Raw genomic sequence first — 24346 nt, 5'->3', positions numbered from 1 at the left:
CTGAATCGCCGAATACGACTGCCGCCCTTCACTCCGGTGTCTGACTGGCCGCGACTTCAACAATCTGGTGTGCGACTGGCGCGAGAACATACGAATATAGGTAGCTGACCATCGCTATCACCACTAGAACGATCAGAGACATCGGGAACCCCGCCTTCTCCAACGACGGATCACTCCCCGCCACCACCGCCCACACGAATACCCCACCCACCAAGATCGTCACCGCAGCCGACGTACATGCCGCGAAGCGGTGCCGCCATCCAACACGGCTAGCGGGAGGCCAGAACCGTGCTGTCCGAAGGGCAAAGCGGCCTCCTCCGACCGCCGCCCACCCCACCAGCAGTCCGACAAACGCACCGATGAATGCGGGCAGGGACAGACGCCACCACTCGCCGTCGACGACGATCGGACTCATCACCAGAACGGCGGTACAAGTGCCGGTGATGGCCGCCAACGACAGTTCTTTACCGACCCAATCCATACAGCCAACTCAAACACATCACCGCGCTTACCCTCGATCCACCGATCAAAGTCGGCCGTGACCGAGTGTCGAACTGAAGAAAGTGCCCCCTGAGCTGAAAAGATTTGAGTTCTCACACAACAAATCGACCGACTCGAGTAGGACACTTTCAGTGCGACTTTCTCACACCTTCCGCCGCGATTCGGCAGCCTTCGACGACCCCAATTTCGTATCGTGCGCCCGCCTGGCCCCAGTGATGACCCTCGCCGAACAGACCCAGTTGATGGACCTGCTCGCGGAGAAGGTGAGGTTATGTGGACGGCCCGTCCGGAGACGGTACCGAAATGTGTGTCCAGTGCTTCGGCGCTGGCGGTGATCAGAATGCGATCCACCGATGCTTGGATCGCGGTCAGATCGGCTTCGATGGTGTCTTCGCTGAGCAACGTACAGCCCTGGAAATGCGGATTTTTGAAGAAGACGAAGTCGTTGTCCGTGCGGACTTTGCCATCTGGTCCCAACAAAGTTGCCGCCACATCGACGACTCATTGTGGGCCTGTAGTGCTGACTCGAACTGTGTAACGATGCGTCGCCAGATCGGTCTTTGAACCTTGGCGTAACTGCTCGCCGTCGTCGCATATTTGGTTCAGGAAGCGGCCCTTTCGGTGGGTTCGGGGTCGGATGGTGTACCAAAGCTGGGATCGCTGCTAACCGTCGAAACCGAGGTGGACTTGTGCGGCCATCATTACAGTCCGCGTCGACTCGCACTGGCAATTGAGGCGGCGATCTGGACATCAGGTGCGTGCTGGCCGGATGTCGCTTCGGGCGTTTTTGTTATGTGTCGCAGGCAATACCATCGCGATCGCGGTCAAGATTGGTGCTGTATCCCGGTTCACCCTTGTAGATGGGAGCTGCTCCGGCGGCCTTAACGGCCGAACAGTTCGGGTACGAGACTCTCGGGGCCGGGGCCGGGGCCGGGGCCGGGGCCGGGGCGGGTGCCGGGGCGGGTGCCGGGGCTAGAGCAGGGGCGGGTGCCGGGGCGGGTGCCGGGGCTAGAGCAGGGGCGGGTGCCGGGGCGGGTGCCGGGGCTAGAGCAGGGGCCGGGGCCGGGGTTAGAGCCGGGGCCTGGAATGGCTCGTTGTAGACGGATTCCGAAGTGACCGTTGATGGCAACGGCACTGCCGAGGGGCTCGGAGAGACGGTCGTCGTTGTGGGGCGCACGATTGTGGTGGTGGCCGCAACTGAGGTGGTAGCGGGCGACTTCGCCGGGGCGTCGACCGAATTGTCTGAAGAGCATCCGGCGGTGAGTGCAACGACAGCCAAAATCGCTGCGGCAGAGCCGTTGATGAAGCGGGACGGTTTCATTGTTCTAGCAGCCTCTCCAGGTAAAGACCAGTTGGTCTTGTGCGGTGAGGCTAGTGCACGATTCGATTAAGCAAGCGGCTGACCCACTGCTTGTCATTCACGCGAATGACAAGCATCAAGGAACGAACCGCATCGCTCGAAATGAGTAGAAGATGACCAGCCGAATCACCCCGGAAAGTCCGGAGACTAAGGTGCGCAATGCAGTTGGACTTGCTCGCTCTACCTACCCCGAACCCCGATCGAGCGGTCGGCTGCGGATACTGACGCCGACCTTAGGGTGAGATTGCGGGCTACGCACGCGGGCATCCACTGCACGGGTTTTGTCGAACCGGAGCGCTTTTGCGACACGCGCAGGGCATATCGGTGAACAAGAGAGTTCGATCGCCTGTGGAAGGAGGTGGGCCTGCGGGTCAGTGTGACGTTCACGAATCGTTTCAGTCGAAGATGTACGCGCACGGTCATTATCGACGATCCGTGCAAACATCGGTCGCAGCGACTCGATGTTCTGTTCGGCGCGCGCAATGTGGCATGCGCGGTGCAGTTTGATCAGCTCTATCGCACCCCACGCCGATCCTCGCCCGGTCTCGGACAACAGTTGATCGAAGAATTCCCTTTGCGTGCGGCCGTTTCCTTCCCCAAAAGGGTGCTCGAAGTTTATGAAGTCGTACATCTGCGCGAGTCGAAAGGGCAAATCTGCATCCGTGATCGACCGAAGCTGTTTCGTGTCGGCGATCTGCGCCGCGATGTAATCGACCGGCTGCCCCGATATCGTCCGGTGTCATGAACGATTCGCCTTCCTTCTCGATCCCGACCGTCCGCAGTTCACCGGCCCACAGATACACATCCTGAAACAGAAACCGGTGCAACGCTTTCAAGTGAGCCAAGTTATAAGTTCGCTTCACTGCACCGGAGCCTTGCCGCAGTTCGGCTACCCGCACCTCGACCAGATCGTTCTCGGCGGCGGCCAGAGTTTCCTTGCTTCTCGCTCCCACTCGGTTACGCAGCACAGTTGACCCGGGGATTAAATACCCGGCCCAGTTCAAGTCATCGTCTCCGGTGTCCTACAGAAATGCGTCACCCACCGAGGCGAGACAAATCAGGCGAGGTTGTAACGGCTACGCACCCGATACCCGAGCTCGGCGATATCGATCTCGCCGCGGACGTACGCGTCCTGAATCCGCGCGTGTGGCATCAGTACTGCGGGCACCTTCGAGTGCACTGTTGGTTCGAGCAGCGTCAATAGCACGCGCACGACCGCCTGCCGGTCGTCGTATCGGCATTCGATACGTCCTCAACTCTGTCCCTATAGTAATGCTTTGCCTATGGTTCCGAAGTTCTGCCCGACGAGCTCGTCGGGCCTCGCGGCGCAGCGCACCCGATACCTATTTACGGGAGGTCGTCCGACTCACGTCGACGACGTTGACGGCTCGGCATGCGAGCAACGAGCAGCAACCGGGCGATCCGGCACCGTCAGCAAATCTCAACGCGTCCCCGTAAGGTGATCATTCGTTCGAACGGTTACCTAGCGGTAGTTTCCTCGGACCGGGGCCGACGGCCTAGCGTCGCAGTCACATGGACCTGATGAACGGAGTGGCGCGACGATGACCGTCGATCTGAACAAGAGCCAGGGCAAAACATTCGATCCGATCAACACGTATGCCGTGATCGCGCTCGTTGCAGCGCTGCTGGGACTCTTTCCCGTCGCGATCGTGTTCGGGATTCTGGCATTTCGGCGGCCCACCGGCCGCGGGCTGGCGATCGCAGGTCTTGCGCTAGGCGCGATCGAAGCTATCTTTGTCGCGACCGTCGTCTACGCCTTTGGAACCGGACTGACCGCCGACGATTCGACGAACGCGACCGTCTACCAGGACTATTCGCTTCCTGCGACACCGCTGGAAGCGCCACCTGCAACCGTGCTCGTTCCGTCCCTGACAACTCCCCCGCCAGTGGAAACGACGATCGAGGTCCCGGAGGAACCTCCCATCGCTCTCCCCGCCGTCGACGATCCCTGCGATCCAGCGGTGGACAACCACGCCACCTCCTCGGACGGCACATTCCTCAAGTGCGCCTACGCAGGCCGAAGCACTGCACGCTGGGTGCGCTCGGCATCGATAATCGCCTACCCCGATCAGGGTGCGTCGTGCGATCCTTTGGCGCGAGGAATCGCGGCCTCGCCGGAAGGCGTGGACATGGTGTGCGTGTCGAATGGCGGCGGCGAAGCCGGGTACTGGGTCCCCGGACCGTAATCCCTGCCCAACTCGTGAGCGGGCAGCAAGCCCGAGCAGAATGCCCACGAATCGGTCACCAATCCTGCGTCCGGACTATTCTTCATCCTTCGCTAGACGAACAACTTTTCGGGCCAATAGGTTGAAATGCCAGTGACTCGTTGTTTACCTGCGAAAAACCATGTCTGTGCTGAATTCTGCGCGCCCGTCCGCATCACCTCGCCCACAGACCTACACCGTCGAATCGACAGTCCCCGTCGGAAAGAACCCCGTCCTGGCAACAACGCTCGACGGCACCGTCTACGTAACCAACGCAGGATCCGGCGACATCTCCGCCCACGACACTGTCATCGCGACGGTTCCCACCGGAGGCGTTCCAGTGGGAATTGCCTCGGCGGCCGGCCGGTGTACGCCGTCGAAGGAACAAGCCAGTCCGTCGCCGTCATCGACGCCTCCACCAACACCGTCGTCGACACAATCGCGGTCGGCGGCGGCACATTGGCAGTTCTGAAGATGATTGCCCGATGCATCGGATCCGGCTGATCTCCGCGCTCGTCGCGCTGACAATGCTCACAGGAGGATGCGCCGACGACCCTCCGCCCGAGCCGACACCGGTGGTCGTGGCTTTCGACGACGGATGGGGCCAGCTGTTTGTCATGAACATCGACGGCTCCGGCTTACGTCAGGTCACCCCGACCGTGGGCGAAGACAGTCGGGACCCGAACTACGGGTACGGCGCCGCCCTCTCCCCCGATGGCGAGCAACTCGCGTACGCCCGAGGCCGGTTCATCGAGATCATCGACCTCGAGTCGGGTGAATCGACGTCGGTGTACGAGGGTGGCTACCAACCGGCTTTCTCACCCGACGGATCCAAGATCGCGTTTACCGCAAACGGCAGCATCAACATCATGAACGTCGACGGATCCGACGCACATGTCATCGCGCAAGAAGAGTCGGCCTTCGGAGCGACATTCTCCCCGGATAGCTCACGGGTGGTCTACGTCACCGGCGGGTATCTGAACGAAGTGCCTGTCAACGGCGGGGAATCGACAGTGCTTCTGCGCGACCAGTTCTGGAACTCCGACCCTGCCTTTTCGCCCGATGGGTCGACGCTCGTCTTCTCCAGTAACCGAGGCGGCAACAACGGCTCCGAGATCTACGCAATGCCTTCCGGCGGCGGGCAGATCACACCTCTCACCGATACCTACGCCGTACATCCGAAGTTCACACCCGACGGCTCGCGCATACTGTACGACCGGGCGGTTACGCAGATGGGTGAACTGGTGACCGACATCGCCACCGGCTCCCAGCCTGAGATTGCATCGATGAACCCCGACGGATCCGACCAGAAACGGCTGACTCCACGCTCCCTGAGCGGTCAGATGCCGACCGTGGGTGGCGGACGTTGACCCGCGAGCTACGTTGCACTTTTGGGTTCGCTCGCCTTCGCGATGCGTCCAATCTGCAAGGTCGATTACGCCGAGTGGTCTGAGAACCGGGCCGGTTTATGCGCCGAGTTTTTTGCTACTGGCTATGTCGACCGCCGCGGGCGGCAATCGCCCGCGAGAATAGTCCGGCGAAAGACGTGATCGATATAGGCCTGGGGTCCGCGGTAGCGGTGACTGGAACGTACTCGGTGAAGATGGCTAGCACGCAGTGACGACGGCGAGAATGCTGTTTGTGCAGCTGCCGGACTCGGGTGCCACAGGACCGGACCTCGAACTTGCGCTCGATCGCGACCCTGGCCTCGCTTGACCACCGAATCCGCAGCCGCCGTCGCCAAGAACGCGCCTCAACAGCCGATGATCAGGTCTTTACGTCAGTACGTCGCCGTCAGGGCATCCTGACCCCGGCTACGTCCCCTGCGCCGGCATCGGAGCACTGAGGACTGAGGAACTATGACCACTTTTGATTTGCAGGGTTTGCAACAGCCCGCCAGGAATACTCGAGCGCACCACTGGCGGCGACGCATCATGTGTGTCAGGCTGTTCCCATGACTACCGGAAAGGCTGACACAGCCTCCATCGCGTGAGCGCCGTGCAGATTCCCTCGACTTCTTCGTCGCACGGGACACTCATCGAAGACCCCCATTCAGAACTTATCCGCCGTGTCGTATCCATGCGCGACACCTATCTCGGTCACGGAATGCGCGCCAGTCCATCGGATCGACACTCTGCCGAATCTGCTGTAGCTCAGCTGTATCGACATGCCGACCTACCCGTTCCTCGCTTCGTATGGGAACCGTCTCCGGCAGCTGCAGCGGCCCACATCGCCGGGGACGACTTGGCTTCAGCTGTAACCTTTGCCGTCGAAGGCCCCACCTGTGCATCGGCTCGCATCGCAACGTTGCTCTCCATTTCACGCTCCCGAATGGACGCATGCATCCGGCTGCCGGTGAGCGAACGGCCACCACCCCGATGGCCGATGACGATCCGGTCTCGGGCGCTCAGAGCAGCCCAAGGTCGCACAACGGCTGCAGTACGAAATCAGCCACCCGAAATGTCGGTCCGCGCGGGCATCGGACTGAACCCGATCATTCGATCGACGGTGTGGGACTCGTTGCACACCAGCCTGTTCGACGGCGTCGCACCCGCCATCAGGACACTGATGCCGCCCCTCGTCGGCGGAATCCCGTGGTACGGCCAGCAGGAAGCACACCGCATGGCGTACTACGACATCTACCGTCGCCTCGGCCTGGCAACTTTCCAACCACAGGACAACGAACTGCTCGACGCACTTGTTGCCCTAACCGAATCGACGGGATGGTGGTGGGCGTTCGACGATGTCTGCGTCATGTCCGAACGACCGACCGTGCTGCACTCCGAACCCATTCCCGATCGAGTACACGGTGAAAGACGGCTGCACCACCACGACGAACCGGCGATCCAATTCGCTGACGGCAGTGCGATATACGTCCTGAACGGCACAATTGTGCCGGATTGGGTGGTGCTCGATCCGAGCGTCGAACGCATCACCGTCGAACGCAACGTCGAGATCCGCCGCGCCGCAATCGATCGCATCGGGTGGGACAACTACATCGACGCTGCAGGACTCACCCTGGTCGACAACGCCGACGATCCAGGCAACGACGGCTGCACTCTGCAGCTGTTCGCGACCCCTGCCGGCTGGGGCGGCGAAGGTCGAGTGCTTCTCGCTGTCAATGGGTCTCGCGAACGCGACGGCCAGCGCAGACGCTACGGCCTGCACGTTCCAGGTGAATTCTTCTCGGCCCTCGACGCCGCAGGCTGGACCTACGGCCTCAGCGGAGAAAACTACGCCCAATTGCTCCGCCGAACCTGAACCTACTCTCACACAAGGTGACTCAGATGAATCAGAACATGACCCTGTCCACATTGACAACGATGACCGGCCTCGATGTCTTCGACTATCTCGACAAGGAAATTTCGGTGCCGATCATCGACGGTATGCAAGCCCAAGGCGACCTCATCGTCGTTCCGTATGCGCTGCTCGAAGGCGTCGTCTCCACCGGGGTGTGGACGCGGATCGACGACGTGACCCTGTCCGGAATCGAGTTGCTGCGCAGCGCAGCGGGCGGAAATCCGCACAGCCTCGTAGCCGATGGCGGCCGATGCACGTGGTCGACACCGGTGAGCGATACGCGGCGTCTGGCGCTCGGAATTCTCGACAACACGGTGACCGCCTACCTGATCCACCCCGAACACGGAGCCACCGGAATTGCCCCGGGCCGTTACGTCATCGGCAGGCAACGTGAGCGTGGTCGAGGTGGGTACTTCGAGTCGACGCAGTTGGTCGCCGACTGAGTGCGGCTCCGCCACGAGGTGTAACATTTCGGCTCCGCCGCAGTGGTGTCACCGAGTGGTGCCATGGGCTGTTGCCGAACGAGAGACAACCCAAATGGTGGACGGAATCGACGGTCGGTCATCGACGACGAATCCGACGAAACGATCGAATACGCGATCTACGGCGTCGAGTACTCGGTCGACCTGAACGCGCAGAACGCGAACGATTTTGCAAGAAGCTCCGCTACTACCTAGGGCACGCGACACGAGGCTGTGGCCGCACAGCGTATCCCCTACCCCGCTGCCGCATCGACAGCGACAGCGGCCGGCGGATCGGGCAACCGTGATCCGGAGCAGACACGGGTGATCCGGCAGTCAGCGTTCGACCAGAGTTACGAAATCAGCGAACGTGGCCGAACTCCCATCATTATCGAAGAGACATACACCGCCGCTCACTGACCGACGGGATCCGCCTTCTTTTCTTGGACGTGAGCGAGTGCCGGTGGTGACGCGTCGCGCGGGCGAGCTCGGGCCAGGTCGTGGATCTGGTCACCCACAAGCTTCTCACAACAACAAAAAGTGCCCCTGACCAGCGAAAACGCTGCTCAGGGGCACTCGTTGTGCGCCATCAGGGATTCGAACCCCGGACCCGCTGTAAAAGAGGTAACAATTCCAGTAGACCCACCAGAGTCCACCACACGTCAGCTGACCAGGTTGTTCGGCGAATCGAGAGACCGTCAGAGTGCGGGTGAATCCACCCGAGTTCGACTCAAAGTGATGAGTAAAAGATGACCACTTTCGACTGTCTCCGGTCCATCAACGTCCCCCTCGTCCCCCCACCGTCCAAACGGACCGGCATGGTCATTCGACTCCACCTCGTTTCAAAGTGATGACCTGAAACCTGGCTTGAGCGCTCACAATTGACGGTACAGGCAGACGCGCCCACCGCGTGCTTCGTCGCCGCTTCGGTGGATCCGACGTCGGAATACAACAGCTCGCCCCGGAAGCGCCAACCACGGGCCGATCATGCATGCCGAACTCGCCGAGCGAAACGAAAACTATACGAGTGACGGCCACTGCTGCAGACGACGCGACGACAGTAACGCGACACCAATGCCAATCTCACGTTCACGACCTCCCGCGCAGCGATGAAATCGAAAGGCCGAACGGTGTTGCCAGGCATCATTAGCGACTCATCGCCCTCTCGATCCCAGCCGACCGCAGCTCACCGGCCCACAAGTACAGTTCTAGGAACAGATACCGGTGCAACGCCTTCACATGAGACAGATCGTTCTCGGCGGCGGCCGGGTTTCTCGATCGTAGCTCCCACGCAGTTACGCAGCACGGACGATCCGGGAAAGAAGTACCCGACCCAGTCCAGGTCATCGCCTCTGGTGTCTCAGAGAAGTGCGTTGTCCAGTTGTACCGCCTACGCACCCGATGCCCCAGCTCGGCAATATCGATCTCGCCGCGGACGTACGCATCCTGGCCCGCACGCGTGGCATCGGTACTGCGGCACCTTCGAGAGCACTATTGGTTCGAGCAGCGTCGATGGCCCGCACACGACTACCTGATGGTCTTCGTACCGACATTCGACACCTCCTCAACGCCGCCCTATCGTAGGGCCCACCCGCTCGGGGAATCGTCTCGACAAGCGTATGGCTCCGCACCGCATCACGGGGAGGCCCGGTGCCGTAGAAGGTTTCAGACCCCGACCCCAGCCGAGTTGACATGATTGACTTGACCTGATTGACCCCGGTAGCGTGGCGGTATGAGCACCCCGCTGCAGGACCTCGTCGCCGCCGAACTCGCCGCCAGCGGACTTGGCCACACCGAGCTGAACCCCAGTGATGTCGCGTTCGTCGAGAACGGAATCCGCAACGTACTGTCCGGGCTGAAGGCGCGCCGCGCGTGGGAGAACCATATCGGCGCAATCCTCACCCACAAGCAGGTACTGGATGTGACCGGGTGGACGAAACAAGCACTGAGCCAAGCAGTCCGAGAATACCGCGTACTGCGACTGGTCGCCGCCGACGGCTCTGCGGGGTACTCCGTTGCCGGGTTCGACCACGGCACACCAGCGCGGCCGATTCTCGGAATCAAGGACGTCCTACGGGCATGGGCCAGCGCCGACGCCAGTGGGTGGATGGCCGCGTCGTGGCTGATGACCGAACAACCCGAACTCGGCGGCCGAACAGCCCGGCAGGCGTTGCTCGACGGAGACGGGCCATCGGTCGCTGATCTTGCTCGTGCGGCGACCGAGCAGCTCGCTGCGTGAGCGCCCCGCGCACCGCACTGCACCTACTCGCTCCTCCCCCACCGGATCACCTCCGTGATCGATTTCCGGTGTTCCGCACCCCGGCCGGCGCGGAGGTGTTTCGCTGCCACAGCGCTACTCGCGGGCCGTTGTGGTTTGCGAACGGCGGACACGGACGTTTCGACCTCGCCAACATGCACGGCACCTGCTATACCGCCGAGTCCGAACAGATCACCTTGCTCGAGACCTGGGGTGGGATGCGGGTGGTCCCGAGCACCGAACTGAGCGCACGCGCTCTGACGCGTATGCGGATCACCGAGCCGCGTGAGCTTGCTGATCTGACATCCAACGCTGCTGCTCAATTCGGTGTCACCGCAGAAGTATTCACAACCGGCAACTATCAGCTGACGCAGCTGTGGGCGTCGGCGCTCCGTAGTGCAGGATTCACGGGGATCCGCTACTGGGCGCGGCACGATCTCGCGCACACTCACGCTTGCCTAGCCTTGTTCGACACCGCCGGCACCCATACATCCGCGAACAAGGACCCGCACAGCTACGCGATATCTACGACCGCCACATTGTCCGAACGACCGGACCTGATCGACGCACTTCAACACGACACCGGCATCACCGTCCTACCCATACCCCAGTCGCTCTGACGCTTTCGGCCACAGCGCAGTGAGGTGCGGTCCGCAATCGCAGCTCCCGCTTCTGGGCTCTGCTGATCGCTGCAGCCCGTTGTCGCGACCGGACAGATAGCTCCGCTTCGAGCTGTGTCTCCGCGGTCGGAAGCCACGTCTGGCCTCGGTGCAGCTCCTCGTATTGTTGTCACCATAAGGTCGACGTGGAGGGTGAGTAGTGCGCTGGCGGTTCTGAGTGTTGTAGCGACTCCGGTGGCTCGATCGATGTCGGCGAACGGATAGATATCGATGCGTTCGGCAAATACGACCACGTGCTCAGGATCGACGGCGCATACGGCGACAGAAGGCGACAAAGCCTTACACTGAGTGATCACGGTTCCCCGGGGCCGACGATGCGCATTCCTGTGGCCGGCACTTCCTTGACGATAAATTCGTCGTGGACGTCGGTGACGATGGCAACGTAGAACACGTGCTCACCATCGATTCGCAGGTGAGCACCGATGCTGAATCCGGGGAGACGCGGAATGCGCGGCATGATGGGTTCGCCGCCGGTGATGGCGGCGTCGCTGTGCAGGCGCGCGGCCTCGGTCAGAATGGCGTCCTTGACGATGCTCCGATCGACCAGGTCGTCGTCGTCCGTCAGTAGCGCCGCCGATACGGGCTCGGTGTTCACGAATGGGACCTCGAACCGGAGCGTTTGCGGCACACCATCTTCGGCGGGCGGGGGAGTGTACGGCTGGTATCTGATGCGGTATGCCGCCAGAGGGCGGTGGGAACTGGGATCCAGAACGAACCACCAGTACGCATTGTGGGCGGGCACGCTACCGCGCAGCGCCGGGCCACCGGATGACGTCGCCTCCAGGAACTCGTCGTAACCGAGTATGTCTGCGGAACTGTTGTGAGCGTCGCGGGTCTGCGTGTGCACCTCGAGCATGTCGACCTCGAAGAGTTGCACCGGGTACGGATACTTCCGCCCGTCGAGGACGGCGTGCAACTCGCGCAGTGTGTCGGTATGGAGATCACCAGCGATCCACTGCGCGATCTCGCGCGTCGTCACCTCTTCGACGGGCCGCACCGGTTCGGGAAACCCACGGAACACGCCGTCTTCGTCGGTGCTGTCCGCGAAACTCTCGAAGTCCATCTTCGCGATCGACAGGTTGTTCTCCACACCCCACATTTCCGACGGGATGACGCGAAAAGTCCGACCGCGTGGGCGGTCCGATTCGTCAGGGCCGGTGTAGACGACGACGATGGGCATTTCGGGGTTCTGCATGGATTCGGCATCGACGAGAAACGCATAGTACGGGGGCGGGTCGCCGAGTGCATCGAGCAATCCCTCCACGGTCATACCGTCGTTCTCCCGGTTGTCGATACAGGTGAGGTACGCGGCGAATTCGGTGCCGTCACCTTCCTCGATCGGTGCCATCGCGGCGACGGCGACAGCGCGCCAGGCGTCGTCGTCACTGAAATCGGTTCGGATGAGCAGTGACTCGCTTGTCAGGTGGTCGGCTAGGACCCTGCCGGTCCCGAGGGTGGCGAGCACTTCTGCTTCACGGCGGTCGTGCTCCTCCACGGCGATTTCGGCGGTAATCTCCGCTGCGTCGCGGTCGGGCGGGTCGACGGGGACGATCGACTCGACGATGCGTACACAGTCGCCCTTGTCGATGTCCTGGTAACTACGTATCTCGTAGGTCCAGTCGCCGATGGACTGCCGGTGGCGTTCGGGTGTCGTATCGTTCGGCCATTCGAGCTTCGGCTCACCGATGGTTGTCACCCAGCGGCGCAGTGTGAATTGAGGTGCGTGCCCGCTCACCGACAAGCTGAGTTCACCGGTCCGACGATCACCCGACAGTGACTGGACATGCGTCCTCAGCGGCAACCACGTCGGTATCGCCTGAGGAATACCGGCCAAGGCGCGCTGGCGTTCCTCATGCTCCCGTTGGTGCTTCGCCATGTCGTCCTCGGCCGAACGCGAAGGACCCGACCATTCGAACAGGGCCGGATCGAACAGCTCGTCCAGAGTAGGACTTTCGAGTTCGATCCACGCCTCGCCCTGCTGCCAACGGACCGCCACACCGAGTTCCGCGTCGAACACATACGTGACCGATTCGTTAGCGTGCTGATCGCGCGCGGTCACTTCCCACCCCACGCGACCGCGAACCGAGGTCTGCCGGGGCGCACTGGGATCAACGAACCGCGGCTCGTCGAACCCGCGGGTGGTCTTGGGTGGGAATGTGTCGTAGGCGCGCAGAAGCTGGGACGGAAGGCTGGTCCCCATGACCGCATACATGGTGTTTGGCGACTTGACGGAGTGGACCATCGTCCCGTCGGTCCCACGCGACCACATGTCGGTGGGATTTTCGATGAATGTTGGTTCACCGGAGACGTTCTCGTACCGCCACGTCGCGTCCGGAACGTGCATCACCAGCTGCGACGAACCGTCGGGGCGATGAACGGTCCCCCCTACGGGGCGTCCCATCGTGCCGTAGTTCGCGCCTCGAACTTGTTCCCACGTCGGAGCCATGATCAAGAAACTACCCGAGTGCAATGCCGGAAGCATGCACCTGGCGCCGGACTCCAACTGCTCGTGATCGGGGGAGAGCAAGACCGGTTTACAGTCCGGACCGGCCAGGGCAACAACGTTGGCCACTCGGGTTCAAGCGATTCACGTAGAGAACACAGTTACGGCACCCTCTCCGGAGCCGCTATGTCACCGCATCCTTCGGCACTCACAATGCTATCGGATTGTCAACGGTTGACTACTGCAATAACTTTGAGGCGGTGCCGTGCGCTCGGGCCGTGAAACCATCGCTCGGTGACGTTAGTGTTCACCAACGCGCCGACGGTCCCTCTGGATCCCCCGCTGCTCCTCTGCGCGGGCTCGTACCCCGGGAAAGGCGACGCACTACCTCGACGACCCGAATCCGGACCGCCCCATAATCCGATACCGATAGGCCGCCCGACAGCAAGCAACACGACCCACAGCACCATCACCAACAGCCTTACGCACGGCACGAACCCTCCCTCACCGGCATCCCAACCGCGATTGGGAACCGTACGGTGCAGAAAAGCTCGCCGACAGGACGAAACAGACCGGGACGTCTACTCGTGTCCGTGACCACGACGACCCTGCCGCGCGACGTCAGTGGTAGTGCGAATACGGTTCCGGCGGTCGAGGATTGATGGTGTCGCATGTCCAGGTGATGTTCGCTCCTCGCCACGATCCGACGCACTCCAGTCCCGGGTGCTCCGCCGCAAGAGCATTCGCGACATCGGTCGATCCGCCGACATACGTCGACGTCAGATCGACATCCGTTGCGACGAACCATGCGCGATCCGCCGGCCACCACACGTGCGGCAAGAAGCCCTGCAGGCCCCGTGACACGTCGGCCACAGCGCCGCGGACCAGTAGGTGCTTGCGACCGGGCAGTACAAGACCCGCCTGATCACGTCGAACACCCTGCAGGCCGACACCTTCCCAAAATCCGAAGAAGCAGTCATCAGGTGTGGTCGTGAGGCCGGCGAGAACCGAACCCAACACTTCTGCCTCGTTCACGCTCAACTCCCCCGGATGCGGACTGTCCGTCCAGAGCGAACCCTGACCCGTCCCGCGGCCCTGGCGGACACCCGCCTCGATCATCGACCCCCACGCGACGCTCTGGTGCATGACCGCGCCGAGCGCATCCGCAACGATCGACCATCGCACGGGCACAGTGATGCCGGACGCCGACTTCATCCGGGCAGGATGGAGAACCCGGGAGTACGTCTCGAACCCGCCTGGCACGAGAGCTGTGACGGTTCCGTCGAATGCCGAGGTGCTCTCGCTCACCCAGTCCCCCACCGACACATCCGAGAGGAGGTCGGTGAAGTACCACGGTTCATCGTCTGCGCGGTCGGTCATACCGGACAGACTGCCACCGAAAGTCGACCTTTCCTACGGAGTAGGGGCGCGGCGCGCCCACGGCAACAACAACGACAACGATCGACGTCGCATCGTGCCCTCAGCTTCGGCCTTCAACATCGGAGGGAGGGGAGCCGAGCATCCTGGTCACCACAGATCACTCACGACTTGTAAACGAGTAAGCCGGTAACACACAGAGCAGGGTGGATCGCGAAAGCGATGTTGTGGCCCTTGTTCGCGTCCAACGTCACGTTTGTCGCCGTGCGCGCGGTGTAGTTCGCCCGCGATGGGCTTCGGTATTCCCCGCCTCTGGCCGACACCATTTTCGCGTTGGTCTTCTACCTCGTGATCGTCGACGCGCCGACTAGAAACCGTTGCGCTGCAGGGACTGCGCCTCGGCCCGCGCGTCGAACGCGTTCTTTGAGCCGTGGCCTTCAGAATCCGTAGAACGGTGGGTACTTGGTGGGATCGTCCGGCGTCGTATCGATTCGTGCAGTGCGAAGAAGATCAGCGATAGCGGACTCGCCGGCACCGATCGTGGCGAAGTGGGGGTCGACGTCGTTGGCGATGCACCACGCACGATCGGCAGGCCACACAAACGCAGGTATCGGAAGCTCACCCGAGTCGTCTCGGGCGTCCTTCCACGTCGACACGTCCTCCGCAGTACCTTGGAAGAGGTAGCAGGGCCGCTCCGGGATCGAGACTGTCGCAGCCTTGAAGTGGTCGAGGTTTTCGTAGCCCTCCCAGATCAGGAAATAGCACTCGCGCGGAGTGGTGGTGAACCGAACGAGCGTCGAGACAGCGATTCCGAGCTGGGCGATCTCGGACGGTCCGTCGTTGGCGAAGTCTGTGTCCATTTCGCGCTGACCGTCGTAGGTCGGGTCCGGGATGAACCTCAACCGTGCATAGCGCTTGTACCCCGACGGGCCGCGGGTGACCAAATCCCACCAATCGCGTCTCTGATCGATCAACCATTGAGCGGGTGAGCCGTCACGGCACGGAGTAATCGTCACCTGGACGCCTCCGTCTCCCAATAACGCGCCTGTCGGACGAAATCGGCAAGCGTGAACCGCAACAGCAGAATGTCTCGTAAGGTGGCGTCCCAAGGCGGGCCGCCGCTGCCCTTACCGCCACCTCGGTGCTGCTGAACTGCCGCAACGTCATTCGACGGTGTCCCAGTCCAGCACCCCGTTGTCGACCGCTGTGGTGTACCAGCCGATCGATATGCGATCAGTGACGGCCAACCTGACGTCGCGGACGAACGCTTCCAAAGACGGCCAGGTTGGCACACCCAGGTGCCCGCCGTCGTCTGATCGGTACGACACGCTCCCCCGCATCTCTCCCGAACGGGTGTCGCAATACATCAGATTCGAATCCCATGCCGCGATAGGGACGTACCCCGGTAGGAACAGGTGATCTTCTGCCTCGACGCCCGCCTCGATCAAGTTGTCGACGATCTCGGCGTAGGTCCCGTCGTACATATCTGGTTCTGTTGCAACGATATCCGCCATGACTTCGACCATGTCGGAATGCCGTTGAGGTATCTCCACGACCTGCAGCAGACGTCCAGCCGGAACGACGAGTCCCGCGCCGCCGACTTCGTTCTGACCGTCGTGAAGGCCGAAGAACTCGCGAAGCTCGTCCGGCCACGGAACCGTCGCTGTCTCGGCCCGCTTCACCGCGCTCTTCGACGCACATGGCCTGAGCGTTCACGCCGTCACCGGCGCCACGTCACGCAGCGCAGTCACGAGGAGGTTCCACTCATGAGTCAACGACATTGCCCGACCCTACTGCGCAGAGGGATCATCGAATTTACGAGCCTAACCTCTGATCAAGCGAGTATCGGGTTTCCACGCGCCCAGCACCTCTTTGATCCGCCGGGCAAGCCGCCGAACTTCCTGGATCGATGCAAGCCGAATACGCTCCGCGCTCGCGGGATCAGATAGCTATTCCATTTTCGCATCCGATCGAGCCCAGCTCCGAACCTCGCGAAATCTCCGCCGGCGCCGCGAACAGTTTCTAAGCGGACTCGCGCCGTCGAACCATCCACCGAATCCGACCCCTTGCTCGACTGGCAAAAGTGCCAACGCCAGGCATTGCGCAGGGCAAAGTGATGAGTAAGTGATGACCTTACGGTCCACAGCCGTATCCACGCGGTACTTCTACGGCCGACGACAACACCGAAGAGCAGGTCAGAAGCGGATATGCACGCCATCGATCGCAATCGAATCCCGGACAAACGGTTCCGCGAGTCGAATCATCGTCGATGACGCGTACGCGGATCGCGACCTGGCGAAACATCGCCAAATTCACTCATCACTTTGCCCTCAAAGTGATGAGTAGACCTGACTCCCCAAGGCAAAAAGATGACCTCCTGACCTGCATTTCTGCTGGTCAGGAGGTCTTTCTTGTGCGCCATCAGGGATTCGAACCCCGGACCCGCTGTACAAGAGATAACAATTCACGTGGATACACTCGCGTCCATCACGGTGCCGCTGAGCTGGGTGTTCGGCGAATCGAGTGACCATCGGCGTCCGCGTGAATCCACCCGGGTACGCCCCAAAGTGATGAGTAAACGATGACCTCCGCCGACCTGCTCCCGGTCCATATGAGTCCTGTTCGGTCCGGCATGGTCCAAACGGACCGCCGTGGCCATTCGACTTCACCAAGATTGAAAGTGATGAGCTCCCTCGAACTTCTTGGAGCTCCAGCATCGGGACGATGACACGCCGCACCGCAGAGAACTTGCCTGTGCAGTGTCCTTGCCCTGGACTGCGAACCGTCGCTACACCAGTGCCGATGACAGCCGTTCACGAAGTATCACGGCCGAAACGGTACGCCGGATCGTCGTCGACGATCTTCGCGAACATCGTTCGGAGCGGTTCCATGTTCTGCTCCGCCCGCGCAAGATGGCATGCGCGGTGCAGTTCAGCCAGCTCGATCGCATCCCACGCCAGACCACGCCCCGACTCGGACAACAACTGATCGAAGAACTCCCTCTGTGTGCGGCCGTTGCCCTCCCGAAAGGGATGGGCAAAATTGACGAAGTCGTACATCTCCGCGAGACAGCCGGGTAGGTCTGCGTTCGAGATCGAACGGAGATGCTTCGTCTCGGCGATCTGCCCAGCGATGTAGGCGACCGGCCGCCCAATGTCGCCCGGCGGCATGAAGGACTCATTTTCTTTCTCGATACCTACCGTCCGCAGCTCACCAGCCCACAGGTAGACATCCTGAAACAGATACTGATGCAACGCCTTCAAGTGATCAAGGTCGTACGTCCGCGTCACGGCACTGGGATTGTTGCGCAGTTCGGCGACCCGCACTTCGACGAGGTCATTCTCGGCGCCGGCCAGTGTTTCCCTAGTTGTCGCTCCCACGCGGTTACGGAGCACCGAAGAGCCCGGAATAAAATACCCGGGCCAATTAAGGTCGTAGTCGCCGGTATCCCATGGGGGTACGTCGTCCATGGGAAGGCGATCCGGTTCAGGAGAGGTTGTACCGGCTGCGCACCCGATGCCCGAGCTCGGCGATGTCGATCTCGCCGCGAACATACGCATCCTGGTCCGCACGGGTCGCATCGGTGCTGCGGGCACCCTCCAAAGCACTGTTGACGCGAGCAGCGTCGATAGCCCGCGCACGATCTCCCGCTGGTCGTCGTATCGACATCCGACACCTCCTCTACTTCAACCCATACTACTGCCAACCTGGCCCACGCAGCGAGTTACCTCCTCCTCGGGTTCACCACTCTCTCACGCTGGCTGCCAGTACATTCGGCTCGTCGGCGGTGCCGTAACGGGAAATGAATTCGGTGCGCGTTACTGCTGAATCTCTACGAGCGCCGTCACTCCGGATTGCATCGTCGGCCATTGCGATCTTTCCTGAGCGCTGCAGAGCAGCTCTTCCAACCCTGGACTGATCGAACATGCGGCGTTGACCGTCAGGTCTCCTAAGATCGACCACCGGGAGGTGGTGGTGTCTTCTCGACCGGGTTCGCCTCGACAATCTTGCGGAGGGCGTCGATTTCAGCTCGGAAAGCGCGGCGACCAGCCTTGGTGACGGACACCCACGTCTTCTTCTCGCCTGCTTCCTTTCGAATGTGCACCAGTTCAGCCCCGGCAAGGACCGAAAGATGCCTCGAAAGATTTCCGGCCGTAAGCGCCAGCACATCCTTGACGAACACGAATTCGACCTCATCGGCCTCGACGAGGACAGCCAGTATTCCCAATCGATTACGTTGATGCACAATGTCATTCAGATTACTGCTCGGGTGGGTCACCGGTGAGCTCGTTCGACGACAACGGCCACCAACGCCCCCACGAGAAACACCGAAGCGGTGACGGCGATATTCAGCAGCAGACTGTATCGATCGTCGATCGCGTACTGCTGTGGCACGAGGTTCTCGACGTTGTACAAATTCGACACCAGACTCGTCGCGACCGCAACAGCACCGATTGCGCTCAGCAACACCGAGCGCAGAACAAGACCCCAAACGAGAACCGCCACCGACACTGTCAGCAAGGGGATCAAACCACGAATCATCAGATTCCCAGCGAAACCGAACAACCCGTTCCGCGTAGCGAACACCGCGAGAACGAACAACACGATCCCGCTCCACAGCCACGGCTGCACACGAAACCGCACACCAGAGCGACCTCCGGCCCGATTGCAGTAATAACTGACCGCCACAACACACAGTGGCACAGCAATAAGCCAGTAGATCGTCGCGGCAGTCGGCGAAACCAAGTCGAGAAGACCACTGATGCCGAGAGGGTTGCTTGTCGAACTCTCACCCGAAAACACCGGCCGCTGCACATACAAAGGCATAGCACCCGAGATCAGCACGGCAACCATGAACAGTGGCACGGACAACCGAGGTCGAGCAGCACGGGTCTTCACGCGCAGTTCGTTCACGTCGTCGAGGACCTGATCCGGGGTTCGATCCTCCGGTTGTCGACTCATCCGTACCTCCACTGTGGTTTGCGATACAAACCTTAGTTGCGTCCAGTTTGCATTGCAAACCTCGCGCTGACCTCGATGCCCCCGACCACCCGCCGTGACCGACATCAACCGTTCGATTACAGGCTCCGCCGCGCGTCGGACCCTCGACCGAACCACCGAATGCACCGGAGTCGCTCGAACGAGGTTCTCTCTAGCGATCGAGCGAGTTCTCCATCGATGGGGCCCAGCGACGGTGTTCGGGCAGCACTATCCATGCCGTGCTGACGGTCGACCAGTCACCGACGCCCGGCCACGCACCACTCTTGCTGTGCCCGTAGTTGTCACGCGAATCGGCAGCGGGCACCTCCGACAGTCGCGGATGGGCCGTCAGCAAACCCAGCAGTGACAGATGCACGGCGTCCACACTCGATGCGATCGAAACCCAGTCCGGATACACAGTCCCCGACGCCGAGTCGACCCGTGCATGAGAATGCAGCAGGGTGACCCAGTCGGCAGCGCTGTCGACTCGAGCGACCCGAACCTGCGCGGGGTCGAAATGAAGCTCGTACAGGTTTTCCGGATCGTCCGTTTCACGGCTGTGAGTCCACGTGTCCACGCCGCCGGCCAGAGGGGTCGCGGTCCACAATGCCCCGGCCGGCAGGACCTCCGACGATGCTCGCCGATTGGTCACACGAGGCTGCCGAAGCACGTCGACACATCCGTGGTGACGTTGCGGACTCGTGAACGTCTCATGAGATGGTGCGTCTAGCTCGGCAACCGTCGCTTCCGCCATCGCAACGATGCCGGGGTCGTGGGGATCGACGGACAGTGCATCGTCAAGTCCGCCGCCATAGAGATAGCCACTGATGTCCCCCTGCACAGCACACACCAGCCCTGCCATCGACCGTGATCGCAGAAACGCCTCCGCGGAAAGTCCCGCGCCCGCGCGTTGGAAGTCGTCGACCATTCCCGAGACGAATGTCCGCCCTGGAACGGTGTCGAGCAAGCGCATTGCATCCAGATTCCCCATTCGTGCAGCCTCACACCCCAACCGCACCAGCAGCAAGACGTCTCATCTAGTTGAGTCGACGATCCCGCCGTTGATCCCCGCTACAGGAGGGCATCTCACAAGTGCGCACGCCGGGGCGGCAGCCGTCCTCGCCGCCGGCCTAGAACGACACGGCGCATGTCGTTGTCGGCCGATCGCGTGGTCGCGAACGTGTCGGCAACGAAGGAGTCGAGGCTGACCGAAGCCGTAGTAGTTCCGCGAAATCCTCGCCCCGCTACCCTGTCGCCTGGCACTGTGTTCGACATGACCGAGCACTCCGAAACGGCCGTCAGTTCCGACCACGTAGAGCTGACGATGGACCACGGCCAGTTCTATCTCCGTGGCGGTCTCGACGACGGCGAGAACGAATATCCGCTACTCAAACAAGCTTTGGCCAGTCAGCCCGCCGCCGGCGACGGCAAAACACTGGTGATACTGAGCCCTCACCAGAACAACTTCGAGATGTCGATCGACGTCGAGTTGTTCACCGCTCGGCCGTCGAGTGATGACGACCAGTGGCAACAAGTCAGCGAAGACCGGCTCGAGATCGGTCCTGAGGGTGTCCTCCAGATCGATTCGACGACCATGGACCCAGTCGATTGCGCCATCCCGCCCGGCGACTATCTGGTTCAGGTCAGCGGGCGCGGTTTCGTGAACTACGGGTGGCCCGGTGGCACCACTCCCGGTGACGTGTGGCGAATCCGCCTGTGGCCATCGGACGGGGCCGAGGCTCGCGCCGCGATCCGCTGGGACATGCCGGGTTACGGAGTCCCGGACGACGACAAGCCCGTCGTCGATGATCCAGGTCCAGCGTCCGAACCGTCCTCTTCTGCATTCGACTCCGATGTCGACAGTTTCCGGTCGGAGCCCGAATCACCTGCCTTCATCACCCTCTTTCACGAGGACGGAACAACACAGTTGCTCAGCCGCGCCGAGTTGAAACAGCAGAGACTCGACCGTGAACGCGCGATGTGGGGTGGTGAGCCGATCCCGCAAGTGTTGTCCTACAACGGTGGACAGGACCTCACACGGTACGACCGAGAATTGGTGATGTCGATACTCGCCGCCGACGACACCACCGCGCGCAACATCGCTACCTGGTGCGCCACCGCAGCCTTCGACTTTGCCGGCCTCTCGGAGCGGCCCTGGGTGCGGCCGGCACTCGATGCCCTCACCTCCGGGCGAGCGTTGCCGTCGCCGTTCACCGGCTACCACGAGATCGGCAGAGCATTTGCGCAACTGGGCGCGGACAGGGAAGCCGAACTGGCGGCGGCAGAGGACATCTACGATGAGACCGAGACGACGTCGGTTTCGTACTCGGGATCCTACGAACCATTGAACGAAACACTCGACAACCCGTACGACATGATGGTCGACGCCGCCTCCATGGCAATACCGAGCCTGCTCAGCGCCGCCGACGAATATCCACACAAGGCGGCCGTGGAGACGCTCGGACACGCGTCCCACACATATGCAGCAAATGTGGCTGAACTTCACACCGAACTCCGGTCTGCGTTTCCAGGCTTACAGAAATCCGCCGATTGACGCCGAGCAAGTGCAGCGACTCTTTCCGTCTTGGCCGACCGAACACGGATCAGTCGGCACTGAGAATAAGGCTGACGCCGACAAAACGTTCCAAACCCCGAGGATGGCAGCGCATGTCCAACGATGACGACCTGGTCGACAAGATTCTTCACGGGATCACCGAGGTTGGCGACTGTCTCTCGATCGCGGATGTACTGAAGCTCATGGAGACGAACTCATGGGATGCAGTTCGCTCGGATGTCAGGTCAATACTCGATTGCGTCGACAACAGCGATCTGTTGAAGCTGGGAAGGGTCAGCGACAGGTATGCCGAAATTCCGAAACCAGTTCCGGTAGAGGCTCTGCTCGATCACATTTTCCGACCGGTGGACTCCTCCGATAGATCTGGGCTGATGATGGCCCTCTTCCTCGCCGATGTTGCAGCGCCAGGCCGACCACCTGATCATCGGGCGGCCAGGTAGTTCAGCGATTTGCCCACCGACTCGCCAAATTACGGATCTACTCGTTGATCGCTGACACGTGGCCATCTTGGCCCAGACGCGATCAAAGCGATCGCAACCCCGCAGAGGATGAGTACCGCAAAGTTGTCTATCGGAATCACCGGATCACTCGATGTGTACCGCACCTGCTCGTAGAAATAGCTTTGACCGAACTGGAACGCCGCCAACGCAGCTACAACCACCGCGGCCCGCCTGTTGCGCCATCGGGATGTGAACAGCAACAACGCAATGACGACCTCAGCCACGGCCATCCCCGCGATCGCGATCCACAAAGATGTCTCGAAAATTGACAATCCCGTCCACGACAAGACCAAGATGACGCCGAGCACAGCAATGAAATATTTCTTCATCTATACCTTCCGTCTACAGCGCCCACGGGAATCCACTCTGTCCCGCTGCGCTTCATCTGGCCGTTTCTGCTCAGCAGCGCGGCGCCTCGCGCACGCGTTACATCGATCGCGCACGCGTTACATCGATCGCGAACCATCACGGCCGGAGTAAGGCGAAACGGCGAGCTACTGGCCCCAACGCTCGCATACCGACGAAGCGGGCAACAGAGTAGTAACCCCTACCTGACGTGCCCCCAATACTTGCAGATTTCGCGGCCATACCCGTCGAGTGTTCTCCGGTCGAGATTGCTGCCAACGAATCAGCATCACTTCGGACTTCAGCTCATCTGTGGATCGAACCCCCGAGACGCAGCGCGCCCAACTCGCATCAGCGATGCGGTGTCACGAGGCCGCGCTGCTGCGGGCGACTCTGCATGACACCAACCCCGTATCAAGCACGACGAACACCAGCGCCGAACCCGCGGCTGTAGCACCAGCCAACCCGAGACCGTAGGTACGTCGGACCGGACGGATGTGTCGTCAGTAGCGACCACGGTTCGTCCGTGTCGACGAGGTACCGTCCGTGTCGACGAGGTACCATCCGGTCCACTGCCGTTGTCCCGCTTGTACAGTCGACGCACCAGTAGCGACAGTAGCGACGCCCCCCACTTCCCCGACGTCTCATCCGCGCAAGCATTACCGGTGTACCCGCGTGCTGGATGCGTTATTGCCGACAACGCCACCTGAGATGTGCTGAACCGTGCGACGATCGGACTATGGTCTCCACATTTTCGGACTTCGATTGGCTCACCGCACAGTACGAGTGGGTCGAGAACGGATTGTTCGTTGCTTACGTCACCGATACCGATCCCCCGACCGTGATCGACTCGCTGTGCACCCGACTCGACGGCGAAGCAATCGGCCTGGACGGTCTCAACGAACGCTACTGGGACGAATTCTCCGTCATCGGTGCCACACAGATCGGTGAGGTGACTCTCGCGATCGCCCCGGGGACCAACGTCACCAACGACGAATTGCGCATCCTCTCGGCCGGACGCCGCGTGGTGATGCACTCCAAGAGCGTCAATGCGGACTGCCACTTCTCGGTGTGGGACGACGGCACCGAAGTGGTGTCCTTCGACCCCCTTCTGCGGACTAGTTTCACCGGAGACGGTGCGATACCCGAACAGTGGCGAATTCGCCTCCGCGACGTAGGGATAGACCCCGACGGGACCGGCCCGATGCAGGACGGTCGATTCCACGTCCTGGAAGCATCGTTCGCGTTGGCCGCGAACTACCTGTCGCACACGATCACCGACGATCAGATCTCCCACGCGACATTCTTGTGTGGCATCGGGCGCAACTGAGCAGTTGTCGGC

26 protein-coding genes and 3 pseudogenes are annotated in these 24346 nt (G+C 61.4%); 14 read left to right on the top strand and 15 right to left on the bottom strand.

Annotation, left to right across the window (positions count from 1 at the left end):
• Positions 1-28: 28 nt before the first annotated feature.
• A complete protein-coding gene (locus E5720_RS18010) occupies positions 29-481 on the bottom strand; it encodes a hypothetical protein (protein WP_136176625.1) in 453 nt (150 codons plus the stop codon).
• Between the two features lie 151 nt (positions 482-632).
• Between E5720_RS18010 and E5720_RS22180 the strand changes: the two are divergent.
• Both E5720_RS22180 and E5720_RS22175 read left to right on the top strand, forming a co-directional pair.
• Positions 633-773: pseudogene (locus tag E5720_RS22180) on the top strand (IS1380 family transposase); the annotation flags it as partial.
• Position 774: 1 nt separating this feature from the next.
• Positions 775-1065 carry a hypothetical protein gene (locus E5720_RS22175; protein WP_247596374.1) on the top strand — a complete coding sequence of 97 codons (291 nt, stop codon included), beginning with the start codon at positions 775-777 and terminating at the stop codon, positions 1063-1065.
• Positions 1066-1291: 226 nt separating this feature from the next.
• Here the strand turns inward: E5720_RS22175 and E5720_RS18000 are convergent, their stop codons facing one another.
• The gene (locus E5720_RS18000; RefSeq protein ID WP_247596350.1) at positions 1292-1630 is read right to left on the bottom strand and encodes an excalibur calcium-binding domain-containing protein; all 339 of its coding nucleotides are present in this window, start codon (positions 1628-1630) and stop codon (positions 1292-1294) included.
• Between E5720_RS18000 and E5720_RS21750 the strand changes: the two genes are divergently transcribed.
• Entirely contained in the window at positions 1614-1892 is a 279-nt protein-coding gene (locus tag E5720_RS21750; RefSeq protein ID WP_168708253.1) for a hypothetical protein, read from the top strand. The two genes, E5720_RS18000 and E5720_RS21750, sit on opposite strands and share 17 nt — an antisense overlap.
• Positions 1893-2279: 387 nt before the next feature.
• Here E5720_RS21750 and E5720_RS17995 read toward each other — a convergent pair.
• A pseudogene (locus E5720_RS17995) lies at positions 2280-2865 on the bottom strand (Fic family protein); the annotation flags it as partial.
• Between the two features lie 53 nt (positions 2866-2918).
• The gene (locus tag E5720_RS17990) at positions 2919-3074 is read right to left on the bottom strand and encodes a hypothetical protein (protein ID WP_247596039.1); all 156 of its coding nucleotides are present in this window, start codon (positions 3072-3074) and stop codon (positions 2919-2921) included.
• 349 nt (positions 3075-3423) lie between these two features.
• On the opposite strand from E5720_RS17990, the gene E5720_RS21845 reads away from it, so the two are divergent.
• From E5720_RS21845 to E5720_RS22165, 6 genes are all read left to right on the top strand, one after another.
• Positions 3424-4068 carry a DUF4190 domain-containing protein gene (locus tag E5720_RS21845; RefSeq protein ID WP_210729900.1) on the top strand — a complete coding sequence of 215 codons (645 nt, stop codon included), beginning with the start codon at positions 3424-3426 and terminating at the stop codon, positions 4066-4068.
• A gap of 160 nt (positions 4069-4228) precedes the next feature.
• On the top strand, positions 4229-4558 hold the full coding sequence (locus E5720_RS22170; RefSeq protein ID WP_247596038.1) for a hypothetical protein: 330 nt from the start codon (positions 4229-4231) through the stop codon (positions 4556-4558).
• 13 nt (positions 4559-4571) lie between these two features.
• Positions 4572-5456 carry a PD40 domain-containing protein gene (locus E5720_RS17975; protein WP_136171776.1) on the top strand — a complete coding sequence of 295 codons (885 nt, stop codon included), beginning with the start codon at positions 4572-4574 and terminating at the stop codon, positions 5454-5456.
• Between the two features lie 619 nt (positions 5457-6075).
• A complete protein-coding gene (locus tag E5720_RS17970) occupies positions 6076-7347 on the top strand; it encodes a DUF6745 domain-containing protein (RefSeq protein WP_136171775.1) in 1272 nt (423 codons plus the stop codon).
• A 26-nt stretch (positions 7348-7373) separates the two neighbouring features.
• A complete protein-coding gene (locus E5720_RS17965; protein ID WP_136171774.1) occupies positions 7374-7829 on the top strand; it encodes a hypothetical protein in 456 nt (151 codons plus the stop codon).
• A gap of 252 nt (positions 7830-8081) precedes the next feature.
• A complete protein-coding gene (locus E5720_RS22165; protein WP_247596037.1) occupies positions 8082-8267 on the top strand; it encodes an Lsr2 family protein in 186 nt (61 codons plus the stop codon).
• Between the two features lie 960 nt (positions 8268-9227).
• Here E5720_RS22165 and E5720_RS21740 read toward each other — a convergent pair.
• A pseudogene (locus tag E5720_RS21740) lies at positions 9228-9400 on the bottom strand (hypothetical protein); the annotation flags it as partial.
• A gap of 179 nt (positions 9401-9579) precedes the next feature.
• Between E5720_RS21740 and E5720_RS17955 the strand changes: the two are divergent.
• Together E5720_RS17955 and E5720_RS17950 are read left to right on the top strand one after the other, a co-directional pair.
• On the top strand, positions 9580-10086 hold the full coding sequence (locus E5720_RS17955) for a hypothetical protein (RefSeq protein WP_136171773.1): 507 nt from the start codon (positions 9580-9582) through the stop codon (positions 10084-10086).
• Positions 10083-10724: an RES family NAD+ phosphorylase gene (locus E5720_RS17950; RefSeq protein ID WP_247596036.1), complete on the top strand. Its 642-nt coding sequence runs from the start codon at positions 10083-10085 to the stop codon at positions 10722-10724. Before E5720_RS17955 ends, E5720_RS17950 begins: the two co-directional genes overlap by 4 nt.
• A gap of 352 nt (positions 10725-11076) precedes the next feature.
• Here E5720_RS17950 and E5720_RS17945 read toward each other — a convergent pair whose 3' ends face one another.
• From E5720_RS17945 to E5720_RS17905, 9 genes are all read right to left on the bottom strand, one after another.
• Positions 11077-13230 (bottom strand): hypothetical protein, encoded by a 2154-nt coding sequence (locus E5720_RS17945; protein WP_136176626.1) that lies wholly within the window; start codon positions 13228-13230, stop codon positions 11077-11079.
• A 618-nt stretch (positions 13231-13848) separates the two neighbouring features.
• On the bottom strand, positions 13849-14607 hold the full coding sequence (locus E5720_RS17940; RefSeq protein WP_136171771.1) for a hypothetical protein: 759 nt from the start codon (positions 14605-14607) through the stop codon (positions 13849-13851).
• 434 nt (positions 14608-15041) lie between these two features.
• A complete protein-coding gene (locus E5720_RS17935) occupies positions 15042-15620 on the bottom strand; it encodes a hypothetical protein (protein WP_136171770.1) in 579 nt (192 codons plus the stop codon).
• Positions 15621-15767: 147 nt separating this feature from the next.
• Complete coding sequence (locus tag E5720_RS17930) at positions 15768-16286, bottom strand: SMI1/KNR4 family protein (protein ID WP_136171769.1); 519 nt, start codon at positions 16284-16286, stop codon at positions 15768-15770.
• A 1131-nt stretch (positions 16287-17417) separates the two neighbouring features.
• Positions 17418-18074 (bottom strand): Fic family protein, encoded by a 657-nt coding sequence (locus tag E5720_RS17925; RefSeq protein WP_168708378.1) that lies wholly within the window; start codon positions 18072-18074, stop codon positions 17418-17420.
• Between the two features lie 16 nt (positions 18075-18090).
• The gene (locus tag E5720_RS17920; protein WP_136171768.1) at positions 18091-18273 is read right to left on the bottom strand and encodes an antitoxin VbhA family protein; all 183 of its coding nucleotides are present in this window, start codon (positions 18271-18273) and stop codon (positions 18091-18093) included.
• 280 nt (positions 18274-18553) lie between these two features.
• Positions 18554-18850 (bottom strand): transcriptional regulator, encoded by a 297-nt coding sequence (locus E5720_RS17915; RefSeq protein ID WP_210729899.1) that lies wholly within the window; start codon positions 18848-18850, stop codon positions 18554-18556.
• A 29-nt stretch (positions 18851-18879) separates the two neighbouring features.
• Positions 18880-19566: a hypothetical protein gene (locus E5720_RS17910; protein ID WP_136171766.1), complete on the bottom strand. Its 687-nt coding sequence runs from the start codon at positions 19564-19566 to the stop codon at positions 18880-18882.
• Between the two features lie 190 nt (positions 19567-19756).
• The gene (locus E5720_RS17905) at positions 19757-20575 is read right to left on the bottom strand and encodes a hypothetical protein (RefSeq protein WP_136171765.1); all 819 of its coding nucleotides are present in this window, start codon (positions 20573-20575) and stop codon (positions 19757-19759) included.
• A gap of 282 nt (positions 20576-20857) precedes the next feature.
• Here E5720_RS17905 and E5720_RS21840 point away from each other — a divergent pair, with 282 nt between their 5' ends.
• Positions 20858-22138, top strand: a complete 1281-nt coding sequence (locus tag E5720_RS21840; RefSeq protein ID WP_210729898.1) for a hypothetical protein — start codon at positions 20858-20860, stop codon at positions 22136-22138.
• Positions 22139-22251: 113 nt separating this feature from the next.
• Positions 22252-22599, top strand: coding sequence for a hypothetical protein (locus E5720_RS17895; RefSeq protein WP_136171764.1), 348 nt, complete (start codon positions 22252-22254; stop codon positions 22597-22599).
• 29 nt (positions 22600-22628) lie between these two features.
• On the opposite strand, the gene E5720_RS17890 is transcribed toward E5720_RS17895, so the two are convergent.
• On the bottom strand, positions 22629-22988 hold the full coding sequence (locus E5720_RS17890) for a hypothetical protein (protein WP_136171763.1): 360 nt from the start codon (positions 22986-22988) through the stop codon (positions 22629-22631).
• Positions 22989-23743: 755 nt separating this feature from the next.
• Here E5720_RS17890 and E5720_RS17885 point away from each other — a divergent pair.
• Positions 23744-24334 carry a DUF6461 domain-containing protein gene (locus E5720_RS17885; RefSeq protein ID WP_136171762.1) on the top strand — a complete coding sequence of 197 codons (591 nt, stop codon included), beginning with the start codon at positions 23744-23746 and terminating at the stop codon, positions 24332-24334.
• Positions 24335-24346: the final 12 nt, after the last annotated feature.

It is taken from the genome of Rhodococcus sp. PAMC28707, assembly GCF_004795915.1.
Lineage (GTDB): Bacteria > Actinomycetota > Actinomycetes > Mycobacteriales > Mycobacteriaceae > Rhodococcoides.
Note: the sequence above shows the minus strand (reverse complement) of the source record. Positions and strands in the feature narration are given on the sequence as shown.